The 20,642-nt window shown below is 43.0% G+C and carries 17 protein-coding genes; 10 read left to right on the plus strand and 7 right to left on the minus strand.

What is annotated here, in order from left to right; all coding sequences use genetic code 11:
• Nucleotides 1-425 precede the first annotated feature (425 nt).
• The 5 genes from MHH56_RS01405 to MHH56_RS01425 all read left to right on the plus strand — a co-directional run bounded on the left by MHH56_RS01405 (nt 426) and on the right by MHH56_RS01425 (nt 6,254).
• Complete coding sequence (locus MHH56_RS01405) at nt 426-1,364, plus strand: GNAT family N-acetyltransferase (protein ID WP_339206092.1); 939 nt, start codon at nt 426-428, stop codon at nt 1,362-1,364.
• Between the two features lie 109 nt (nt 1,365-1,473).
• On the plus strand, nt 1,474-2,121 hold the full coding sequence (locus tag MHH56_RS01410; protein ID WP_339206093.1) for a 2OG-Fe(II) oxygenase: 648 nt from the start codon (nt 1,474-1,476) through the stop codon (nt 2,119-2,121).
• Between the two features lie 522 nt (nt 2,122-2,643).
• Nucleotides 2,644-3,411 carry a hypothetical protein gene (locus MHH56_RS01415; protein WP_339206095.1) on the plus strand — a complete coding sequence of 256 codons (768 nt, stop codon included), beginning with the start codon at nt 2,644-2,646 and terminating at the stop codon, nt 3,409-3,411.
• Entirely contained in the window at nt 3,401-5,089 is a 1,689-nt protein-coding gene (locus MHH56_RS01420; protein WP_339206097.1) for a VWA domain-containing protein, read from the plus strand. The genes MHH56_RS01415 and MHH56_RS01420 overlap by 11 nt, the downstream gene beginning before the upstream one ends.
• Nucleotides 5,090-5,114: 25 nt before the next feature.
• Complete coding sequence (locus tag MHH56_RS01425; protein ID WP_339206099.1) at nt 5,115-6,254, plus strand: toxic anion resistance protein; 1,140 nt, start codon at nt 5,115-5,117, stop codon at nt 6,252-6,254.
• A gap of 126 nt (nt 6,255-6,380) precedes the next feature.
• On the opposite strand, the gene MHH56_RS01430 is transcribed toward MHH56_RS01425, so the two are convergent.
• From MHH56_RS01430 to MHH56_RS01450, 5 genes are all read right to left on the minus strand, one after another.
• Nucleotides 6,381-7,079: an MgtC/SapB family protein gene (locus MHH56_RS01430; protein ID WP_076270708.1), complete on the minus strand. Its 699-nt coding sequence runs from the start codon at nt 7,077-7,079 to the stop codon at nt 6,381-6,383.
• Between the two features lie 5 nt (nt 7,080-7,084).
• Nucleotides 7,085-7,882 (minus strand): histidinol-phosphatase, encoded by a 798-nt coding sequence (locus tag MHH56_RS01435; RefSeq protein WP_339206100.1) that lies wholly within the window; start codon nt 7,880-7,882, stop codon nt 7,085-7,087.
• A gap of 43 nt (nt 7,883-7,925) precedes the next feature.
• Nucleotides 7,926-8,783, minus strand: a complete 858-nt coding sequence (locus tag MHH56_RS01440) for a carbohydrate ABC transporter permease (protein ID WP_076270706.1) — start codon at nt 8,781-8,783, stop codon at nt 7,926-7,928.
• Nucleotides 8,784-8,799: 16 nt separating this feature from the next.
• Complete coding sequence (locus tag MHH56_RS01445) at nt 8,800-9,699, minus strand: sugar ABC transporter permease (protein ID WP_076270705.1); 900 nt, start codon at nt 9,697-9,699, stop codon at nt 8,800-8,802.
• Nucleotides 9,700-9,781: 82 nt separating this feature from the next.
• Complete coding sequence (locus tag MHH56_RS01450; protein WP_339206101.1) at nt 9,782-11,158, minus strand: sugar ABC transporter substrate-binding protein; 1,377 nt, start codon at nt 11,156-11,158, stop codon at nt 9,782-9,784.
• A gap of 247 nt (nt 11,159-11,405) precedes the next feature.
• On the opposite strand from MHH56_RS01450, the gene MHH56_RS01455 reads away from it, so the two are divergent.
• The gene (locus MHH56_RS01455) at nt 11,406-12,254 is read left to right on the plus strand and encodes an AraC family transcriptional regulator (RefSeq protein WP_339206102.1); all 849 of its coding nucleotides are present in this window, start codon (nt 11,406-11,408) and stop codon (nt 12,252-12,254) included.
• Between the two features lie 78 nt (nt 12,255-12,332).
• Here the strand turns inward: MHH56_RS01455 and MHH56_RS01460 are convergent, their stop codons facing one another.
• Nucleotides 12,333-14,261, minus strand: a complete 1,929-nt coding sequence (locus MHH56_RS01460; protein WP_339206103.1) for an ABC transporter substrate-binding protein — start codon at nt 14,259-14,261, stop codon at nt 12,333-12,335.
• Nucleotides 14,262-14,379: 118 nt separating this feature from the next.
• On the opposite strand from MHH56_RS01460, the gene MHH56_RS01465 reads away from it, so the two are divergent.
• The 3 genes from MHH56_RS01465 (at nt 14,380) to MHH56_RS01475 (ending at nt 18,280) form a co-directional block, all read left to right on the plus strand.
• Nucleotides 14,380-16,299, plus strand: a complete 1,920-nt coding sequence (locus MHH56_RS01465; protein ID WP_339206104.1) for an AraC family transcriptional regulator — start codon at nt 14,380-14,382, stop codon at nt 16,297-16,299.
• 243 nt (nt 16,300-16,542) lie between these two features.
• Nucleotides 16,543-17,061, plus strand: a complete 519-nt coding sequence (locus MHH56_RS01470; protein WP_339206105.1) for a TetR/AcrR family transcriptional regulator — start codon at nt 16,543-16,545, stop codon at nt 17,059-17,061.
• Between the two features lie 238 nt (nt 17,062-17,299).
• The gene (locus tag MHH56_RS01475; RefSeq protein ID WP_339206106.1) at nt 17,300-18,280 is read left to right on the plus strand and encodes an NAD(P)H-binding protein; all 981 of its coding nucleotides are present in this window, start codon (nt 17,300-17,302) and stop codon (nt 18,278-18,280) included.
• Between the two features lie 225 nt (nt 18,281-18,505).
• On the opposite strand, the gene MHH56_RS01480 is transcribed toward MHH56_RS01475, so the two are convergent.
• Nucleotides 18,506-19,135 (minus strand): YfbR-like 5'-deoxynucleotidase, encoded by a 630-nt coding sequence (locus tag MHH56_RS01480; RefSeq protein WP_339206107.1) that lies wholly within the window; start codon nt 19,133-19,135, stop codon nt 18,506-18,508.
• Between the two features lie 257 nt (nt 19,136-19,392).
• On the opposite strand from MHH56_RS01480, the gene MHH56_RS01485 reads away from it, so the two are divergent.
• Entirely contained in the window at nt 19,393-20,607 is a 1,215-nt protein-coding gene (locus tag MHH56_RS01485; protein WP_339206108.1) for an MFS transporter, read from the plus strand.
• Nucleotides 20,608-20,642: the final 35 nt, after the last annotated feature.

Below are 20,642 nucleotides of genomic sequence, written 5' to 3' on the forward strand. Positions count from 1 at the left end.
ATAGGCATTCTCGTTGGTAATATAGACAAATAAGCATGCGATAGGAGTGAATGGTGTCATGATTATTGTTGTTCTTAATCAGTTGAAAAAATAACTGAATATATGAGGTGTGGCTTAATTGGAGGTGATCGCAGTTATGATCTGCATACCTGCTATTTGGCTAAACTCGTACATTAAGAACAATAGCAATATCATACGCCCTTACTCTAACGCGACTTATGTGCGCGGTAATTGTATTCTTATATCAGGTATAATGAAATTCATTCCTGTGAATAGGGATCACTTAGGAGATTAGAGGCTGCAGATGAAGCTACGTTCATCTGTAGTCTTTTTGTCGTTCTCGGACGTCTTGTAGAGAGGTATCAAACGGTAGTAATTCGTGTTTTCATTCTATTATTTTGTGAATTTACAAGGAGGTATGGAGTATGCAATTAAACAATTGGTCTATGGATACCATTACTTATGATTTGTCGAAGGAATATTCTATTCGGATGGCGGAGCCAGAAGAATGGGGATTGTATTGTTCTGTATATTATAATATGCAATATAATGGTTTTTTTAGAGAAGAAAGCTATGCAGCATCGCGAAGAAATTCATATTGGATTTATGAGGGAGAGAATAAAATCGGTGGCGTAAGAATGGCGCCCAACGTAATCTACCATTTATTTTTTATTCCTCCTTTTAATGATGCATTCAAGATATTGAAGCTGCTTAAAAAAATAGTAATACATTGGTCTGACAGATCGCAGCCAATTAAGACTTTTGAGGTTCTTCCTGATCAAGTTCAATTATTTGCGAGGGCAGGCTTCTGGGCGGATGAATTCAGATGCCGTTGGATGCAGCGTCCTACAGATCATTTCGAAGTTATCTGGGATGATAATCTAATTATTGAAAGTCCCCAAATTGAAGAAAACGAGACGGGAGCTAAGCGATTCATCAATGAAGATGACATTGCTCATTGTGACTATGAAAGCTTTAAAGGCGGATTTGAAGCAGTAAGGAGAAAAAAGTTTTCTTTAGAAGATTTTATGCCAAATGAAGATCCTAATTATTCGAATGACATATTAGTTCAGGCCTCAACACTAATCTATGATAAGAACTCTGGTCAGCTCATTGCCAATTGTCGTCTTTGTCTACAAGATAACATGGCAGCAGTATATAGTATCGGTGTAATACCTGCTCATAGAGGAAGAGGGCTGGCTACACTTATGCTGCAAAGAGCGCTGAGTATGCTGAAAAATAAATATTCAATTCTACGATTGTATGTGATGGAAGGTAACGATGCAGAATCTGTTTATTTTAATCTCGGGTTCGTGCCCGGAGTACAGGAGATACAAAATATGTATATACCTGCGCAACCATAGCGGGGTGACCGTTTGATTGTTTCGATTTTTCTGATTTTTTAAAGTAAATACTTGAAATGTATGGTATGGTATTTTGTGGTGAATGTCATACCATAGGGGCTGTGTAAGAATGATAGGGGATACGACGGAAAAAGAGCGGACGATATTTGATCATGCTGGAAATACAATTAAGACAGAAGATCGAGAGATTCGTATTCTTGCCAAGTATGAGGAGCCATTGGTTGTCGTACTAGGAAATGTGCTTAGCGATGAGGAATGCGATGAGCTAATTAGACATTCTAGGGAACAATTGCAACGTTCAAAAATAAGTGGAGATCGTGCAGAGAACCAAATTAGAACGAGCAGTGGAGTATTTTGTGAGGAGAATGAGACGATTACAAAAATCGAAAAAAGATTCTCTCAAATTATGAATATTCCCATTGAGCATGGCGACGGCTTGCAAGTTTTGCTGTATACCCCTGGCCAAGAGTATCAGCCACATTATGATTTTTTCGCAGAAACAAATCGAGCAAGTGCTAACAATCGAATTAGTACGCTTATAATGTATTTGAATGATGTGGAGGAAGGCGGAGAAACGGCGTTCCCTCTGCTTAATATTTCAGTTTTTCCTAACAAAGGTATGGCTGTTTACTTTGAATATTTTTATAACAATAATGAAATAAATGATTTCACCTTGCATGCAGGTACACCGGTGATTAAAGGTGAAAAGTGGGTCGCGACGATGTGGATGAGAAGACAGGCGCTGCGCATTTCATAAAGAGTGATTTGGAAGCAATGAATATAAGGAATCATACTAATCCCAGCAATCAAATCATTGCGCTGAGGCCAATTGTCGTTGTACTTTGGCGCAGTTCGCTTCCACAATGTGAATCCCCGACCATAAGAGGTTGGGGTTTTTGCTTTTTCACTTATTAGGCAGCTGTTTTATTATTTAATTAATAGGTTGATTGCATCGTTTACTCCTCGTAAGTCCTCGTAAAGTACTTAAACAGACAGGTATTACAGCTTCAGCTTTCTAATGCCTCTAGGCAGCAGATCATTGCCTTCCCCTACTTATAAATCCAATAAAAAAGAGACCCTCAGGCGTCTCTTTTTTTCCATTTATAAATTCAAACGGATAAATTAGTAAGATTTAGGAGCTTGTTCGGTTATTCTCTGATAAAATTAAGCATAAGGAGTGTAATATCTACATTTTAACGATATAGCTGTGTTGATAACGATGCTTCTTAAAAAGTTGAATTGGAGTAAGTTACTGTAATAGCAGGGGGAAGTGTGAACGTTGGATAACGGGAGATTTTTGAAGCTGTTTGGGCTTATTGGCGGAGTTGCGATCCTGAATATTGTCGTGTTGTCACCTGGGCTTCTAGGTGTGGAAATAGGAGGTGAAAGTGTACTTGAAACGGCTTCAGGCGTAACGTTATTGGTTGTAAGCCTGCTTGTTATGTTATATGGGAGTTATAGTTTGCTTTTTAAACCGCCAGTTGCGCTGCCTGTAAAAAACATTTCAACGCGTGAGGATTATATCGCAGCGCTTCAACCGTATCGACATGCAAAAGATCTTAAAAATGATATTGCTCTTGCTTTGGATCAGCTGGAACGCATAGAAAAGAAGAAGACCGCCTTGACCGAGGTTCTTAGTCAGCGATTTGATCAGACGGAGTTAAGCTATAAGAAGTTCGATTCGGTTATTTATGAGGTTGAGAAGCTGTTCTATCTTAATATTAGAGGTATTCTCAATAAGCTTAGTGTATTCAATGCCTCTGGATACTCCAACTTTACAGGCCAACAGCAACCCGCGGGGCTATCTAACAAGCTAGTACAGGAAAAAACAAATTTATACAAGGAGTACTTATCCTACGTGACGGGTTATCTTCGTGCGAATGAGGAAATTTTGCTTAAGCTAGATAAATTATTATTGGAAATATCGCTTTTAAACAGTACCGACTACAGAGATGTTGAGGAAATGTCATGCATGAAGGAAATCGATATATTAATCAAGCAGACTAAATTATATAAGCATGGAGAGGGAGACGGATATGGCAGGTAAGGGGAAAGCTTTTGTAGTGATAGGAGCTATTGCAGTGTCTGTTTTTTTGCTTGTTTATTTAGGCATTAGCTTAACTTCAAATTTAGGTAAAACAAAGACGCAGATCACGACGGAAGATGCAGCGAAAAAGCTTGATAAATTATATAAAGATGTGTCTGTGAAAACGATACAGCCAATTAAGGGTCAAATCGATCTCGATCCCGCGTCAATCGGGGATTCCTTACCTGATATTTCGAAGTTTCCGGTTTCAGTAACAAATACAACCGATAGCTTTGTAGAGATTTTCTCTTCCACAGAGAAATCAGGAACGGGTGTTGATGGCTGGTTAAACGAGGTGGCTGAAGAATTCAATAAATCCAATACGACGGTAAATGGAAAGCCGGTTTCGGTCATGATCCGTAATATTGCTTCGGGAACTGCTGCCGATTATATCAGATCAGGCAAATATATACCGGATGCTTTTACTCCTTCCAACGAGCTGTGGGGAGAAATGGTGAAAGCGGATGGCATCCAAGCTGAGCTGGTCTCTAAGCGTCTTGTTGGTAATGTTACTGGCATTGTAGCAACCAAGGCGAAATATGATGAGCTTGTCGATAAATACGGTTCTCTGAATTTGAAAACAGTAACCGACGCTATCGCGGATAATGAGTTGGCTATGGGGTATACAGATCCATTTGCCAGTTCTACAGGGCTAAACTTTCTGGTGACTGCCCTCGGAACCTTTGACAGCTCCAATCTGCTTGGGGAGAAAGCGGTTCAAGGCTTTGAGAAGTTCCAGGCCAATGTACCTTTTATTGCTTCTACCACGTTGCAAATGCGTGAGGCAGCCAAGACGGGTATGCTTGATGCTTTTGTTCTTGAGTATCAAACCTTTGTGAACGCAACAGATTTCAAAGCAGGTTACGTGTTCACCCCTTTCGGTGTCAGACATGACAGCCCGCTTTATGCTTTAGGTGATTTGCCAAAGGATAAGCTCGACATTATTCAGAAGTTTGCCGATTTTGTGGAACAAGAAAAATATCAGAAATTAGCGGAGCAAAAGGGTTTTAATGGCCTGAATGACTATAAGTCAGAGCTTGAAGCGGTGGATGGCAGTATTTTGTCTGCTGCGCAGAAGCTGTGGAAGGAAAAGAAGAACGGGAGTAAACCGATTGCGGCTGTGTTTGTAGCAGACGTATCAGGGAGCATGGGCGGTGAACCCTTAAACCGATTGAAGGAATCGCTGCTGAAAGGACAAAAGTTTTTGGGACGGGACAACAGTATTGGATTCGTTTCTTACTCCAGTGATGTGGCCATTAATCTTCCTATAGGGAAGTATGACACGAATCAGCAGTCGATGTTCGTTGGGGCCATAGACAGCCTTCAGGCCAGTGGAGGAACAGCTACTTTTGACGGTATTGTGGTGGCGATGAAAATGCTTCAGGATGAGATGGCCTTAAATCCGGATGTGAAGCCGCTGATCTTTGTGCTCAGCGACGGGGAAACGAATGAAGGGCATTCACTTAAGGATATTAGAGGACTGATTGAGACGTACAAAATCCCGATCTACACGATAGGTTACAATGCGAATATCAAGGCGCTTCAAAGTATTTCGAGCATCAATGAGGCGGCCAGCATTAACGCAGATACAGAGGATGTTGTTTATAAAATCAGCAATTTGCTCAACGTTCAAATGTAAGGATTATCAATGAGGAGGGGCTTCAATGTCATTTTCTATGGAAGTGATTAGTGAGGAAAAATTGAAATCAGCAATGGAGGAGCAGGTTAAGCCCGAGCCAGAGGAATTAACGCAGCTGAAGGAGCTGGCTTTAAATAATGTTTCTACGATTTTGGCATTGGATATCGAGTCATTGGAGAAACGGAGGGCGGTCTTGCAATCCATCGATAGCTTTGGGATGAGCTCCATGCGGTCATCCTCGGAGAAAAATGCTCTTTTGCAGGTTTCTGTAGGGAACTTATCCAAAACAGGGGATGAAGGCGGGCAGGTAGCCAAGGGCTTGGCGGAGCTGCATCTTCAGTTAAAAGATCTAGATCCCAGCGTCATAGATTTTGCGAAAAGCGGGGTTTTAGGCATGTTGTTTAACCCTTTGCGGCGTTATTTTGTAAAGTACCAAAAAGCAGATGCTGTCATTTCGGACATCATAATATCTTTGGATAAGGGAAAAACGGTATTGAAAAATGATAATACAACCTTGGAAATTGAGCAGCATGCTCTCAGGGAGCTCACTAAAAAGCTTCAAAAGGAAATCCAACTGGGTGTGTTAATGGATTCGGAAATTGAATCGCAGATCGAAGCAGCTAAACTGCGTCAAGAATCTGAAGACAAAATCCTGTTCATTACAGAGGAAGTTTTGTTTCCTTTGCGCCAGCGTCTCATGGATTTGCAGCAAATGCTGGTCGTTAATCAACAGGGGATTATGGCAATTGAAGTTGTGATGAGAAATAATAAGGAGCTTATGAGAGGGGTAGACAGAGCAAGGAACGTTACCGTTTCTGCCTTGAAAATTTCAGTCACAGTAGCCAGCGCACTCTACAATCAAAGGATTGTACTAAAAAAGATTGAGCTTCTCAATCAAACCACGGACACTCTCATCAGCGGCACTTCAAAAATGCTGAAAGATCAAGGCGCAGCGATCCATAAGCAATCACTTGAAACAAATATTTCAGTCGACACGATGAAACAGGCTTTTGTTGATGTGCTGTCGGCGTTAGATTCAATTAGCACCTATAAGCAGGAGGCGCTTCCTCGCATGCGTGAAACCATTAGTCAGTTCAGAGAACTGGCAAATGAGGGAGAGAGCAGAATTTTGCGGCTGGAGAAGGGGCAAAAGTTAGGCTTGTAGATTGCACGATGAGGAGGGGTAAAGCCCCGCTAAAAAGAGTTAATATTCTAGTAAATGCATCAATTAATTTGCAAATACGTACAAACACCCCTGGCGATAACCGCCGGGGGTGTTTAACTATTTATTCTATTCAAAACTGACAGCAACGACTCCGCCGATTTGTTTCATTTCGGCTACGATTTCCTTCGGCTCCATGGTTCTTGGAACGACGATATCAAGCTTTACTTCCCAGCATAAAGGCATATCTAGCGATGGACGTATCCGCTGCAGCATCATTTTTTGCGTCATAATCGAGCGGCTGGCAAGCCTCTGGGTGACGATGTCCAGCAGCTCCTCTTCTGTCTCCGCCTGAATGGTAAGCTTTCTAACCTTCTTGCTCTTCAGAAAACGGTGCTCCACTTTATTGAAAACCCATAATGTTATGAACACAAGAATCGTTCCTGCCGCTGCGCTAAAATAAAAGCCAGCACCGATCTGCAGCCCAATGGCTGCGACGACCCATAAGGAAGCGGCTGTGGTCAGCCCTGTAATGGACTTGCCTGTGAATAAAATCGTGCCGGCTCCGAGAAAGCCGACGCCGGTAATGACAGCCGTTGCTAACCGCGCCGGGTCAATACGTACGTTGGGCTCTCCCGCAAATTCAGCGAAGCCGTAAATGGACAGCAGCATGATCATCGAAGAGCCGAGGCAAACCAGAATATGCGTGCGAAGCCCAGCCGGATGATTTTGCTGCTCCCGTTCGAAGCCGATGAGACCGCCAAGAAATACGGCCAGAGACAACCGGATTAGGATGGTGGCATGGTCAATAACCCACGGGTTATCCAAGGCGATCACCGACTAATTGGAACCATCAACCGTTCGCGTTTGCGGAATATGGCCCATTCTCGATACCCAATTTCATATAAATGGCTGCCGATGGCCGAGAAATGCTCGCCTACGCGTTCGGGTTGGTGCGCATCGGAGCCGAAGGTCACCTTAACCCCATAATGGAGCGCGCGTTCTAGGAAATAGCCATCCGGCACCCAATTGTTGTCGGAAGAATTGATTTCAATGACGACGTCACTAGCAGCGATTGCTTTCAACGTGACGTCGGCAGCTTCTGTGCGGAGCTCTGGATAACCGTAGAAGTAGCGGTTCAATGAATCTACATGACCTAAAATATCATATAATCCACATTTGGCGGACTGAGCGATATAATCATAAAATAAATTTTTTACTTCCAGTTTACGTGCTGCAGTCAAGCCTTCCCAATACTCTGAATCGTATATGCCGATACCGGCGAATTCATGCACGGAGCCAATGACATAGTCAAAAGGATAAGAAGCGATAACCGAGCGGTATAAATCCAGATGATCCGGTAAAAAATCAGCTTCGATGCCGAGCAGCACCTCTATTTTTTCTTCATAGTCTTTCTTTAGCTCCAAGACCTCTTTAATATAAGCTGGAAACTCGCTTTTTGCCATGCTGCCAGTTAAGGAAGGACGATCCTCAGCAATTGCGAAAAATGGTGTATGATCCGAGATGCCGATAATATCTAATCCCTGTGTTATTGCTGCTTCGATATATTCCTTGACGGAACCAACTGCGTGTCCGCAGCGTTCATGATGCGTATGATAGTCAAACTTCATGTAGTACCTCCGATGAATGCGTAATGAATACTAAATAATAAATTTAGCCTTTAGAGCCGGATACAACGATTCCTTGAATGAAATACTTTTGAGCAAAAAAGAAAATGAACAGCAGCGGCAAAATCGCGACCAGCGAAGCTGCCATCAACAGATGCCACGGTGTTGCTCCGTATGCAGCTGTAAAATTAGCGAGCCCGAGTGAAATCGGGTATTTCGTCATATCGTTCAAATAAATGAGCGGTCCGAATAGATCATTCCATCTCGATATCAGCTCCAAAATAGCCGCAGTTGCGAACGCAGGCATGGAGAGGGGAATCAGGATTCGGAAATACATCGTGAAATGGCTTCCTCCGTCGATTTTGACGGCTTCATCCAATTCTTTGGTAATGCCCAAATAAAATTGGCGCATTAGAAAAATGGTGAAGGAGCTTGCTGTAAAAGCTGGAATCACGAGCGGCAAATACGTGCCTGTCCAGTGCAGCTTTGTAAACAGCAAATATTGCGGAATCAAGGTGACTTGGGACGGAATCATCATCGTACTGAGGACAAGCCCGAATAAAAGCATACTTCCGCGCGCCCGCAATCTCGCAAAAGCGAAGGCGGCCATCGACGAGGAGAATACAACTGCACCTACCGTCACGGCTGAGTACCATACCGAGTTCCATAGGAAACGAGCCATAGGGGCATCGATGAAAATCTGCTTAAAGTTGATCCACTGCAAATGGGCTGGAAACCATGTCATCGGAACGCGATGAATTTCGCCGATGGTCTTAAGCGAAGTGGAGAGCATCCAAAACAGCGGAAATGCGAATAATAGAACGCCTCCGTATAGAAGGATGTAGATGATTGTTTTGTCCATCAGACGCAGATCGCCGTGATTGTACGATTTTTTTCGCTTCATAATAAAGGAACCTCCTTTACTTCGAGTCATATTCATAGTGGACGAATTTTTTGGAGCCCCACAGCGATACGAGAGTCAGCGCGAAAATAAGCAGGAATAATATCCATGCCTGAGCGGAGGCATACCCCATCCGGAACTGCTTGAATGCAGTATCAAATAAATAATACACGTAGAAATAGGAGTTCCAGTCCGGCCCTCCCTTCGTGATAACGTAGGCTTCCGTAAAGATTTGCAGTGATCCGATCATGCTAATGATGGTATTGAATAAAATGACAGGTGAAATAAGCGGAATCGTAATTTTACGGAACTTCGCGAAACCGCTCGCCCCTTCCATAGATGCGGCTTCAAACAGATCTGCCGGCAGCGATTGCAGCGCGGCAAGAAAGATCACCATCGTGCTGCCTGATGCCGTCAATTGCATGAGTACCATGGATGGAACGACCGTACCCGGGCTCGTAAACCAACCTGGTCCTTGAATGCCGAACCAATCATAAAGGACTGAGTTCACGACACCGAACTGCGGGTTAAGCAGCCATGACCACAAAAAGGAGACAGCTACACCAGATATGATGCTTGGTGCGTAATACAGCGTGCGTAGGAGCGATTGCCCCTTGATTTTTTGATTAAGCAGAACGGCAACAATCAAAGATGTCAGTATCGTAAACGGTACGGCCATAACGCTGTAATAGAGAGTCACGGACAATGACTTGTAAAACAGCCGGTCTCCGAACAGCGTGCTGTAATTGCTTGTTCCTGCAAATGTCGGGGACGAGATGACATTGTAATCAGTGAAGCTGAGCAGCAGCGAGACGAGAATCGGTCCCCCGGTGAAGCATATAAAACCGATAAACCAAGGGGCTATGAAAAACCAAAACGACCGTTCCTCGCGCTTCATGGCCAGCGAAAGCTTTCTCATGGGCTACCTCCGTTGGGCCGGCGGATGCCTTCTGATGAAGGGCATCCGCTCGGCTGAAATTTACTTAAAGCTCTGGCTGCTATTAATTCAAATTCAAGGATAGGAGGTTATCATTCAACACTTTCAAACCGTCGGCTATGTTCTTCTTGCCTCCCCATACCAGATAGAGCGATTGGTTCATCGTTTCTAGAACCGTATTGAATTTGACGATCAAATGGTTTTCAGCTTCCCGGCCATACTTGATCGAGCCTTCGTGAACCTGTTTGAATGCCTCAGGATCCATGCCGATTTCTGCACCCATTTTGTCATACCAAAGCTTAAATAAGCTCGCGTCTGCCGGCGTTCTCCCTACTTCATTCATGTAACGGTAGGCGCCGCCGCCTTCAGCTGGATTAGCTAAATGCCGGACAAATTCCCATGCCTCGTCGGGATGCTTGCTTGTTGCCGAGATGCTCCAAGGATCAACATAAAGGGTAACCTTGCGTCCTTCATGATAGGGAACAGCCGCAACGCCCCATTTGAAATCCGCTTGCTTGTAGGAGCCGAGTCCCCAGCCGCCGGAAATGTACATACCGACTTTGCCGGTAAGGAAAGGATCGCCCAGCTGCGCGGATGCGGCTACTGTCTCTGCGTCCGGTGCTACTTTGTATTTATTGATCAAATCCACATTGAACTGCAGTGCTTCGACGTTAATCGGCTTCATTAGATCAGGCTCACCCATTACGCCAGATGTATAAGCTTCGGGCTTGAATAGATCTCCTCCGAATAGCCATGTCATTGCATTTGCGCTTAATGCGCTGGAGAAGCCAAAAACCTGCTTGCGAGCGTCACCTACGTCATGAGACAACTTTTGTGCGGTTTCGAGCATCGCATCGAAATTCCAAGACTTATCATCCCAGTCGGTCGTCGGGTAAGAAAGGCCAGCAGCATCGAATAAGTCCTTGTTGTAATAAAGATAAGTAGCGTTGCTTACGAGCGGAACGCCGTAATTTTTACCGTTGATTTTATAAATATCGAGCAGGTTAGGGTCCATTGTATCGAGCTCGGGAGCCCCTTTCTCAATATAAGGAGTAAGGTCCTTCAATGCGCCCATCTTCATATAAGTAGCAAATCCGCTATCCGCCTGATTGGGATTCCAAACATCCGGTGCATTGCCGCTGGCAATCAAGGTAGTCAGCTTTTGATCGAATTGATCGTACGGGATATTCTCAAGCCGCACTTTAACATTCGGATGGCTTTCTTCGAAGGTCGAAACCATTGCGTCCTGCCATGCCTTTTTGTCCGGGTCTGCTGCCATTACCCAAACGATCTCAACCTTATCCTTGCCGTTGTTCTTTACCCCTTCGTTGCTGTTATTTTTTGACCCGGCTTCACCGCCGCAAGCAGACAACGTGGTAGAAAGGGAAAACAAAAGAAGTGCACTCATCACTAAACGATTTTTCGTTATTAGATTTTTCATGACAACCCCCGTATTCGTTTTTTTGAACCCACTTTTACAAAATGTTAATAAAACTAACTCGAATTATTGTTATTTCATTCCAAAAGCATGTTCTACTATGCATCACCCACTGTTGTTATGCCTTATTGCTAACCAATATAGCATATGATAATATGAATTATAAGCACATATCTTATCTAATTTATCATTTTTCTACGTATATTACTTTGAATATAAACTCATTACTTTACATGGTGGTGTAATGTTTATGGAGTCGAATTTTTATGAAGCTGCAAAGTTTGATATTAGTCGTGAGAGAAAAACTGACACAAGCATGCCATCACGTCATTATCATAATGGCTATGAAATCTTCTATCTCGTCTCTGGTGATATCAGCTACTTTATCGAAGATAAAAGCTATCAGGTGGTTGGCGGCGCGTTATTGATCATCAATGTGAATGAGATTCATAAGCTGGTCAATTCAAGCAGAGAATCTTTTGAGCGGATTACGCTGTTGTTTCAAGAGGAATTCCTTGAGGATATGTTTCCTTACAATGACAGCTTTCATGTGCTATCCAGCTTTTCAAGCGGCAAAAATTTCATGCCCTTAAACGGCCAAGAACAAAGCATGATCGAGAAGCTTTTCGATAAAATGATTGCGGAATTTATTAAGCAGCCTCCCGGCTATGAATATTATTTAAAAACACTGCTGTTCGAGCTGCTTATTTTCCTTTACCGCAAGACGTCAACGCTGCCTGCAGCTGAACATGACGGAAGCAATCCGATCAATAAAAAGATTTTTGAAATCGTTGATTATTTGAACCAGCATTATCATGAAAACCAAACGATTCAGGGCATATCCAGCAGGTTTTTCATCAGCTCCTCTTACTTTTGCAAAATGTTTCGGGAGAACACAGGCTTCACCTTCACAGAGTATTTGAACAATGTTCGAATCAAGGAGGCACGCCAGCTCTTAACGGGGAGCACCTTGAAAATAGCTGATATTGCTGAAAAGGTCGGCTTTGAGAGCATGACGCATTTTGGACGTATTTTCAAAGATATTACCGGCCATTCACCACTTAAATACCGTCAAGCTTATAAGTTCGAATTGAATTAACCAAATAAAAAAGCCAACTCCGACGCAAATCATGCGCGGTTGTTGGCTTTTTTAGATTAAGCTATTTATAGTTCAACCTTATTTCTGCGACTGCTCTACCTGTGCGATTAAGGCATCTACCGCTTCATCCACGAGGTCAGGTCCATAATTCCATTTATTACGGGATATGTTTAAGACACGATTATTTTTTACTGCGGGAATGGCTTTATAGAGAGGCTCTTGGAATAGTTTTGTCATCTCTTCCAGCTCATCATCCTTCATTTGTGTGAAGAAATAGTCGGCAGGCCGATCAGCCAACGATTCCATCGACAATGCAGCGCCGCCGTCCGCAAATTTCTCAAACTGCTCTGGCATTTGGAAGCCTAAATCCTCATAGATCAGCTTGCCCAAAGTACCGCCTTTGCCTCCCAATAGAACCTCGCCCTTATAAAGAATGAACGTGATGGCGGTTGTACCTTCTTTAATATTAATATTGATCTCATCTCGGATACGCTCAAGCTTCTCCTCGAATTTAGAAATCCATGCTTCCGCCTCTGGCTTCCGGTTCATGACATCGCCCATCGCTCGGAGCGTATTGATGACGTCTGGATCGCCGCCCCATGCTACAGCAACCGTTGGAGCTATTTTCTGATAAGTTTCGTAGATTTCAGCGCTATGATAGTCTGGCAGTATAATGATGTCTGGTTGTAGGGCAGATATAGCCTCTGCATTGCCAAGTCCATCACCGATGCTATCGGCCTCTGTCATGGTGTCTGGATATTGCTCAAGTGTACCTTGATCGACCCCAACTGGCTCTAGTCCTAGCGGCAGCAAATAACCACCGTATGTAATGACGACAGCCTTGCTCGGCTTAACGGGGATAGTCACTTCTCGCCCTAATGCATCCTTATAAACCCTAGTCTCTGCCGGCAATGTATCTGTACTTTCACTATGCTGCTTATTATTGCCCTCCGTAGACTGCTGCACATTTGAATCTGAACCACCACAAGCAGCAAGCAGCAACGATAGGCTAAACAATAGCGTTACAGCAATAGAAGGCTTAAAACCAAAACTCATTTCATCCACTCTCCAAGTATCTTGTTGATAATGATTATCACTGTTAACAATATAACCTTCTTCTAGGGAGGGAGCAATGAACGATTCGGGCATAAAATTTGTGCGAACTGAACTTTTTAAACCGAGGTTATGCATTTTAAACTGAGCTGGTGTCTCGCCAGTTTGCTTTTTGAAAAGGCGGCTAAAATAATACATATCTGCATATCCGACACTGTAGGCGATATCATGAATGGTCACCTCTGTTTCATTTAGCAAAAACTTAGCTTGATTCATACGTGTCTGAACGAGATACTCCATAGGGCTGCATCCATATTTTCGTTTAAACACTCTGGAGAGGTAGTGTGTACTGTAATGAAATATATTCGCGATCATCTCCATGGAGATCGTTTCGTGATAATGCGCATGAATATAATTAGCGATCTGTACAGCCAGATCTGGCGGGGCAGCTTCAGTATCAGCGATACGCAGCTGGCGGAACTGCTCATGCACGAATTGGTAGAAAAGGCCTGTCACCTGCAGTCGGTCCAGCTCTTCACTCAGCTTCCAATGCTGCTGCATAGACTCTAGCAGAGCAAGCAGAGATAAGGGGTGTTTTGCTTTAAAAGTATATTGCTGCCCAAATGGAGCATGCTGTTCAGCTTGTCTTTGCGTAGATTGAGTAGATAAGCCGCGCATAGGTTTATATAAAATAAGATAGTAGTCAAAAGGACGGCTCAGACAGCTGATATTCAACGTAGCGCCTTTGCCGCCGTGCAGCAGCAGGGAATTAGAAGATTCGACAGTCATTCCATCAAGACATATTTTAGCCTCACCTTGGTTAGTGAAGATAAAAGCATTTGCTGGAAGGCGGTAAGCTTGCAATTCCTCACCTGTCTTCATTGCCAAATGCCGAATATCAAGCACTTTAACCGGCGTTTGGCTCCATATTGTGATAGTCTCATGCCATTCCATAACCACACCCCGTGACGGATTACATAGAATTATTTTACTAGTGAGAATACATATCATTTATAATATATAATCATATCGTACCCCATTAAGCGCGTATAGAGAAAGCAGGTTTCTGAAAATGGAATTGCATGATCATTTGGTGTCATGGAATCATGCTTTTTGCACCATTTTTGATGTCCGTCACATCAATATGAAAGCCGAAGAATCGTTATCTGCCTACTCCGTACCTGCCAGCATATTTGTGATGTCTATTCAAGGAAGTGCGCAAGTTTGTCTGGATGGTGTGGATCACTATGCCAAACGATTCAAAATATTTCATACTGGCAAAGGATCGGTATTGAATATTCGCGCTGGTGCCGAGGGGTTTGAATATTATGTGATTTATTATAAAGCACGTATTCCATTGCCTGTTAGGCAGGAAATGATCGATCTGGTAGAACGCGCCCAACCTTTTCATGCCCAATACGGCTTTGTGCCTGCTTTTCCGGTAGCATTATATCGCAGCATGACAGACATGCATAAGGAATGGGGAAGAGCAGAACCGCTGGGGAGATTGCGTGTGAGGGCTTTGCTCCATCAATTTGTATATGATTTATTAAATCAAATGCAGGTACAGGGTGTGCGACCGGCAAAACGCGATTTGGCAGCTCAAATCATTTCGATTATTCATGAACGTTATGCAGAGTCCATTACTTTGGAATCCTTATCTGAAACTTTGAATTACAGTGTTCCCCATTTGTCTACTTATTTCAAAAGCCGGACAGGCCTCAGTCCGATCGATTATTTGATCAAGGTACGCATCGATAAGGCAGCAGAGCTGCTGCTCAGTACCGATGCCACGCTAAGAGAAATCGCTGTCGGTATTGGTTATCAGGACCCTTATTATTTAGGCAGAATGTTCAAAAAAAATAAAGGCTTGTCACCGACACAATATAAATTGAAGTACTCATCCAAGCACAAGGTAGAAGATTATCCTTCCATAAGCATGAGATCGTCCATTGTCTCCCCCAATCTACTCGGCTATACTGATTTAAATGATAATCATTATCAACGAAGTGGAGAGGGAGAAATACCAATGATTAAACCATTCAAACCGTCCATGGTGGCGGGATTGCTATTAAGTTTTATTTTATTATTGAGTGCCTGTGGGGTAGAAAGTGCAGTGGAGACGACTAATCCATCAACAGCGACAGCGTCGCCCCCTGCCGAGGAATCCCAGACCAAAACCATCTCTACGATTGCTGGTGATATAGAAGTTCCCGCGCATCCGAAACGAATCGTAGCTGGTGAATATTTAGGAAGCCTCATTGCGCTTGGTGTTGTCCCTATCGGTACTTCTAACCATCACATTAAAAACCCTTATTTCGGTGATGCTTTAAAGGGCGTTGAAGATATAGGAGACGGGAATGGCAATATCGAGAAAATTTTGGAGATGGAACCTGATCTTATAATTATGGATGATACCTACGCTGAAATGAATGAACAGCTGCCAAAAATCGCACCTACGGTTATCATACCTTATGCATCGTTAAAAACCGTTCATGAGGAAATTACCTATTTCGGCAAGCTGCTCGGTAAGGAACAGGAAGCAGAGAAGTGGCTCAATGATTATGATCGAAGAATAGCCGAAGCCAAGCAAAAAGTATTGCAGGTCGTTCCGGCTGACAGTACCTTCTCCATTCTAGAAATAATGGATAAAAACATTTCCGCGGTAGGCGCAAACTTTGGCAAGGGTGGGCAAGCCGTTTACGGAGGATTTGGCTTCAAGCCGCCAGCTGCCGTTGTTGATGAAATGAAAGATCCGGGCTGGGCATCGATATCCAATGAGGTATTACCGAAATATGTAGGGGACTATATAATACTGACTTCCGATTCGCATACCCTTGCTGATCTCAAGGCTGATCCGATTTGGAATACGCTTGATGCGGTCAAGAACGATAGGGTGTACATATGGGGAAGCGACCGGTCATGGTACTGGGACCCCATAGCGATCCTAATTCAAACTGAAGAAATAGCAGAATGGTTAGTTGGTAAGTGATTGTAGTTAATGTGAGTTGCCTGTGGAATAGGGTACAGCAATAATGAGTTATTCAAAAACGAAGATAACAGTGGATATGCAGCTGTTGTCTTCGTTTTTTTGATTTCGTTTGATTTAAACTCATGAGCTAAAAGTGCAGCCTGGCTAAAAAGCTATTGCATTCCTTCAAACGATAAGTTATGATCAATTCAGTTAGTGATTGATCAATTACTAACAAGTGAGCACTTAAAGGTGGAAGATACGATGGAAAAAAATACAGCAGCGTCCGTTAATCGCCGTACAGATATTATTGCTGCTGCGATTGAAGTATTCGCTGAAATTGGATATTATCGCGCGACAACCGCAAAGGTTGCTGAACGTGCTCAAATATCACAGCCGTATGTTTTTCGTTTTTTTGCAACGAAGGAAATTCTGTTGAAGGAAGCTTTGGAGGTTTCATGGACACGCATCGTAGTTGCATTTCGCAGCGTGATCGAGACAGCGGGACCTGATCAGCTTGAGAAGGAGCTTGTTGAAGCTTATATAGAAGTCATGAAATCGTATCAGAATGAAACGCTGCTGCTAATGCAGGCTCAGACGATAAAAGACGAAGCGATTGTCGAGGTTATGCGAAATGGATACCGTGAAGTGCAGCAGTTAGTATTAAACGCATTCCAGCAAGCTGGGCTTGAGAATCCGAAGGATAAAACGGTTATATTTTTGGCTAGAGGCATGCTGTGTAATGTCTCGATGGCGCTATCCTTGCCGGAGTTAATGTATTAGAGCTGAATTTTGGCTCTTTAACCTATTGATGTAATTGATCAATCAATAAATATTCTAGATCAATAAAATTACATTTAAAATACTTGGCATATTAGGGGCTACCGTGGCTATCTAGATACAGACAGTGATAGAAGCTTCCCAAAGTAATTGATTTGTTATTTGTTTTTGAAGTCAATGCATTGCCCGTACGCCAACATGTTAGTGATTGATCAATCACAAATTTGAGGAGTGAATAATAATGAAAAAAGCTATTGTATTAGGTGCTACCGGAGGTACTGGTGCTCCCATTGTTGAGGAACTTCTAAACAGAGGAATCGAGACTACAGCATTCGGGCGGTCTCATCAAAAGCTGAAACAGCTTGCAATGGATTTAGGTAATCCTAAGCATTTATCGCTTAAAGTCGGAGATGTTTTTAATACCAAAGAGCTGATATCAGCTTGCGAAGGTCATGAGGTTATTTTTAGCTGCGCGAATGTGCCGTACAATGACATGCATACGAAGCTGATCCCTATGGGAGAGGCAGTTATGGAGGCCGCTAATCAGCTTGGTGCAAAAATCGTCGTTGTGGATGGCATTTATCCTTATGGGAGAAAAACGACTAATCAGGCAACTGAGGATCACCCTAAAAATCCGCACACTAAAAAAGGAAAGGTTCGACTGCAGTACGAGCAAATGGTGTTTAGCCCACGGTGGATTAAGGCGCATAAAATGATTGTACGTTTACCAGACTATTATGGCCCATCTGCAAACCAAGCATCCTATTTGGGATCCACTTTAGAGGGAATTGCGGCCGGCAAACCTTCCGTATTTATTGGAACGATGAAGGTTGCCCGTGAGTTTGTTTATTTGCCGGATGCGGCAATTATGATCGTAGAGCTGGCCATTAGGGAGGATGCTTACGAGCAGAACTGGCATATTCCAGCGTCAGGTGTCATCTCTGGCCGCGATTTTGTAAAGATAGCCCAGAGGGCAGCAGGTACGTCAAAACCAGTCATACCGCTTGGCAAAATGGGCTTATCGCTGCTCGGTTTATTTTCCCCAGTTATGAAAGAAGTCGTTGAGATGCTGTATTTAACTGAGGAACCATTCGTAATAAGCGGTGAAAAATATAAGCGGCTTGTCGGACCGATCCCTGCCACTCCATACGAGATAGGGATTAAGGCTACAATTAATACACTTATGAAACGGAATGAAGTAAAAGAGGCAATATCGCGTTGAGGCTAAAAAAGTACGGATTGAAATACGGCGAATTGTGGTTTTATACAACCACAGTTCGCGGCATTTAGTTAAAAAACAGAAGGGATAGTGGGTTTGATTTAAAAAAGAGGGAAGATTAGTGGTAAATGAGGCGTGTTGCCATTTTGTAAGCTTTGACTACAGGCATATAAAAGGTGATGTATTGCTGAGGTTTATTACGGGATTTAACAGGAGTTGAAGTGAAAGCTACAGCTCTAAGGCTTCCTTTGTAATCTTTTGAATATCGACAGGACAATTGGAGCTTTCTTTCACGATGTCTGGTAAAATGTGCTCTAAAAAATAATCTACACAATGCAGCTTTATTTTTTTGATTTTGACGAGCGCTTCACGGTACATAACGACAAATTCCTTTTCGGTGTTGCCTCTTTGCAATTCCGTAAGCGCTTCGTAAACTTGATCAAGCTTATCGGCTACTTCAAGAATAAGGCCTTCGACGGATTCATCCTTGCCCTCGCGCAGTTGTCTGCGGAAAATAGGCTTAAATTCCTCAGGAATATTTTCCTCGATAAAAAGAGCGATCATGCCTTCCTCAACCTTTTGCAGCATGCCACGCAGTTCTAAGGAGTAATGTTTAACTGGTGTTTTAATGTCTCCAATAAATATTTCACCATAATCATGGCTGCTTGTAATTTCGTAAAGCTTCTTCCAGTCTATTGTGACGCCGTTCGTTTCTTCAATATCTGCTAATGTTTTGGCGTATTGAACAACCTTCCAAGAATGAGCGGATACACTGTGCTCTTCAAACTTAAATTTACCTGGGCAACGAATGATACGTTCGAGATCGTTAAGTGATTGAAAGTACGTATGAATTCCCATAGCATGCAATTCCTTTCTTTTTCCCAAAGATGATGTACAATGCGAGGCATTAGAGTTAGTATAAAGCTCATTTGTTAATGGACGATAAAATGAATCAGGTAATATATGTAATAACTAATAGGGCAAGCATTGATTTATTCTCTTGTCAGTATGACGTAATCCTGCTATTATCATAATGACTTATTAAAGATCTTTAATAAGTAGGCGTGAACCTTCTTAAACAAATGGATGACGAACACCAAGGAGATCAGATAACGATGGCAACGTTCTTTTTAATTATTATTTATTTAGCTTTTATTAGTTTAGGTTTGCCGGATTCCTTGCTCGGATCGGCATGGCCAGTGATGAGAATGGATTTGAATGCGTCATTAGGAACGGCTGGGAGCATCTCCATGGTTATTGCAGCAAGCACGATCGTTTCGAGCTTGATAAGTGGTACCGTACTGCACCGTTTTGGCACGGGGAAGGTAACGCTTGTGAGCTGCATCCTGACAGCAGGAGCTTTACTTGGTTTTGCATGGTCTCCTTCAATTATATGGTTAATTATTTTTGCGATTCCGTTAGGTATTGGCGCGGGCAGTGTAGATGCTGGATTAAACAACTATGTGGCTACCCATTACAAAGCTCATCATATGAGCTGGCTGCACTGTTTTTGGGGAGTAGGAGCTACGTTAGGTCCAATTATTATGGCTTCGTCTATCTCAGGTCAAAACCTTTGGAGAGATGGTTATCTCACGGTTGCAGCGATTCAGTTTATTTTAGTCGTCATTTTATTTATTTCTCTTCCTTTATGGGATAAAGTTGCAAAAAGCAGTCATGTTATAAATGCTGAAGCTCAAAATGAGCTGCATGATCAGAAGTTGGAGCAGGCCGCTGAAAATAAGAAGCCATGGCAAATAAAAGGGGTCAAATTAGCGATGCTAACCTTTTTATTTTACTGCGGCATTGAAGCGAGCATGGGATTATGGGGAAGCAGCTTTCTTGTAAATATTAAAGATTTGCCTGCTGCGACAGCAGCGCAATGGGTATCATGGTTCTTTGTCGGAATTACAGTTGGTCGAATGATTACTGGTTTTATAACATTTAAAATGAGCAGTCGCATGCTGATTAGGTATGGCCAGCTGATTGCATTAATCGGAACAGTAGTGCTAGTGCTGCCGTTTCCATCTATCGTCTCGCTTGTCGGATTTATGATTGTAGGGCTTGGATTAGCTCCGATATTTCCGTGTATGCTGCATGAAACACCTGCGCGATTCGGGAAAAAGAACGCACAGTCTATTATGGGTTTTCAGATGGCTGCTGCCTATACAGGCAGTACGCTAGTGCCCCCTTTTCTAGGATTGCTTGCAACCAATACAACGATTAGTATTTTCCCATGGTTTATTATTATATTTGCGATTGCTATGCTCTTGTGTACGGAAAAATTAAACAACTTTTTGAAAAGATTGCATGTAGGAATAGCAGCGAAATAAGTCCCTGCATTAGGTGAGGCTTAAAGGAAGAAAAG

This window comes from Paenibacillus sp. FSL K6-3182, from assembly GCF_037976325.1.
Taxonomy (GTDB): domain Bacteria; phylum Bacillota; class Bacilli; order Paenibacillales; family Paenibacillaceae; genus Pristimantibacillus.

Bases quoted from the DNA above. Each gene is read 5' to 3' on its own strand.
- MHH56_RS01405 (WP_339206092.1), top strand. From the start codon at position 426: ATGCAATTAAACAATTGGTCTATGGATACCATTACTTATGATTTGTCG.
- MHH56_RS01410 (WP_339206093.1), top strand. From the start codon at position 1,474: ATGATAGGGGATACGACGGAAAAAGAGCGGACGATATTTGATCATGCT.
- MHH56_RS01420 (WP_339206097.1), top strand. From the start codon at position 3,401: ATGGCAGGTAAGGGGAAAGCTTTTGTAGTGATAGGAGCTATTGCAGTG.
- MHH56_RS01425 (WP_339206099.1), top strand. From the start codon at position 5,115: ATGTCATTTTCTATGGAAGTGATTAGTGAGGAAAAATTGAAATCAGCA.
- MHH56_RS01435 (WP_339206100.1), bottom strand. From the start codon at position 7,882: ATGAAGTTTGACTATCATACGCATCATGAACGCTGCGGACACGCAGTT.
- MHH56_RS01440 (WP_076270706.1), bottom strand. From the start codon at position 8,783: ATGAAGCGAAAAAAATCGTACAATCACGGCGATCTGCGTCTGATGGAC.
- MHH56_RS01445 (WP_076270705.1), bottom strand. From the start codon at position 9,699: ATGAGAAAGCTTTCGCTGGCCATGAAGCGCGAGGAACGGTCGTTTTGG.
- MHH56_RS01450 (WP_339206101.1), bottom strand. From the start codon at position 11,158: ATGAAAAATCTAATAACGAAAAATCGTTTAGTGATGAGTGCACTTCTT.
- MHH56_RS01455 (WP_339206102.1), top strand. From the start codon at position 11,406: ATGGAGTCGAATTTTTATGAAGCTGCAAAGTTTGATATTAGTCGTGAG.
- MHH56_RS01460 (WP_339206103.1), bottom strand. From the start codon at position 14,261: ATGGAATGGCATGAGACTATCACAATATGGAGCCAAACGCCGGTTAAA.
- MHH56_RS01465 (WP_339206104.1), top strand. From the start codon at position 14,380: ATGGAATTGCATGATCATTTGGTGTCATGGAATCATGCTTTTTGCACC.
- MHH56_RS01470 (WP_339206105.1), top strand. From the start codon at position 16,543: ATGGAAAAAAATACAGCAGCGTCCGTTAATCGCCGTACAGATATTATT.
- MHH56_RS01475 (WP_339206106.1), top strand. From the start codon at position 17,300: ATGAAAAAAGCTATTGTATTAGGTGCTACCGGAGGTACTGGTGCTCCC.
- MHH56_RS01480 (WP_339206107.1), bottom strand. From the start codon at position 19,135: ATGGGAATTCATACGTACTTTCAATCACTTAACGATCTCGAACGTATC.
- MHH56_RS01485 (WP_339206108.1), top strand. From the start codon at position 19,393: ATGGCAACGTTCTTTTTAATTATTATTTATTTAGCTTTTATTAGTTTA.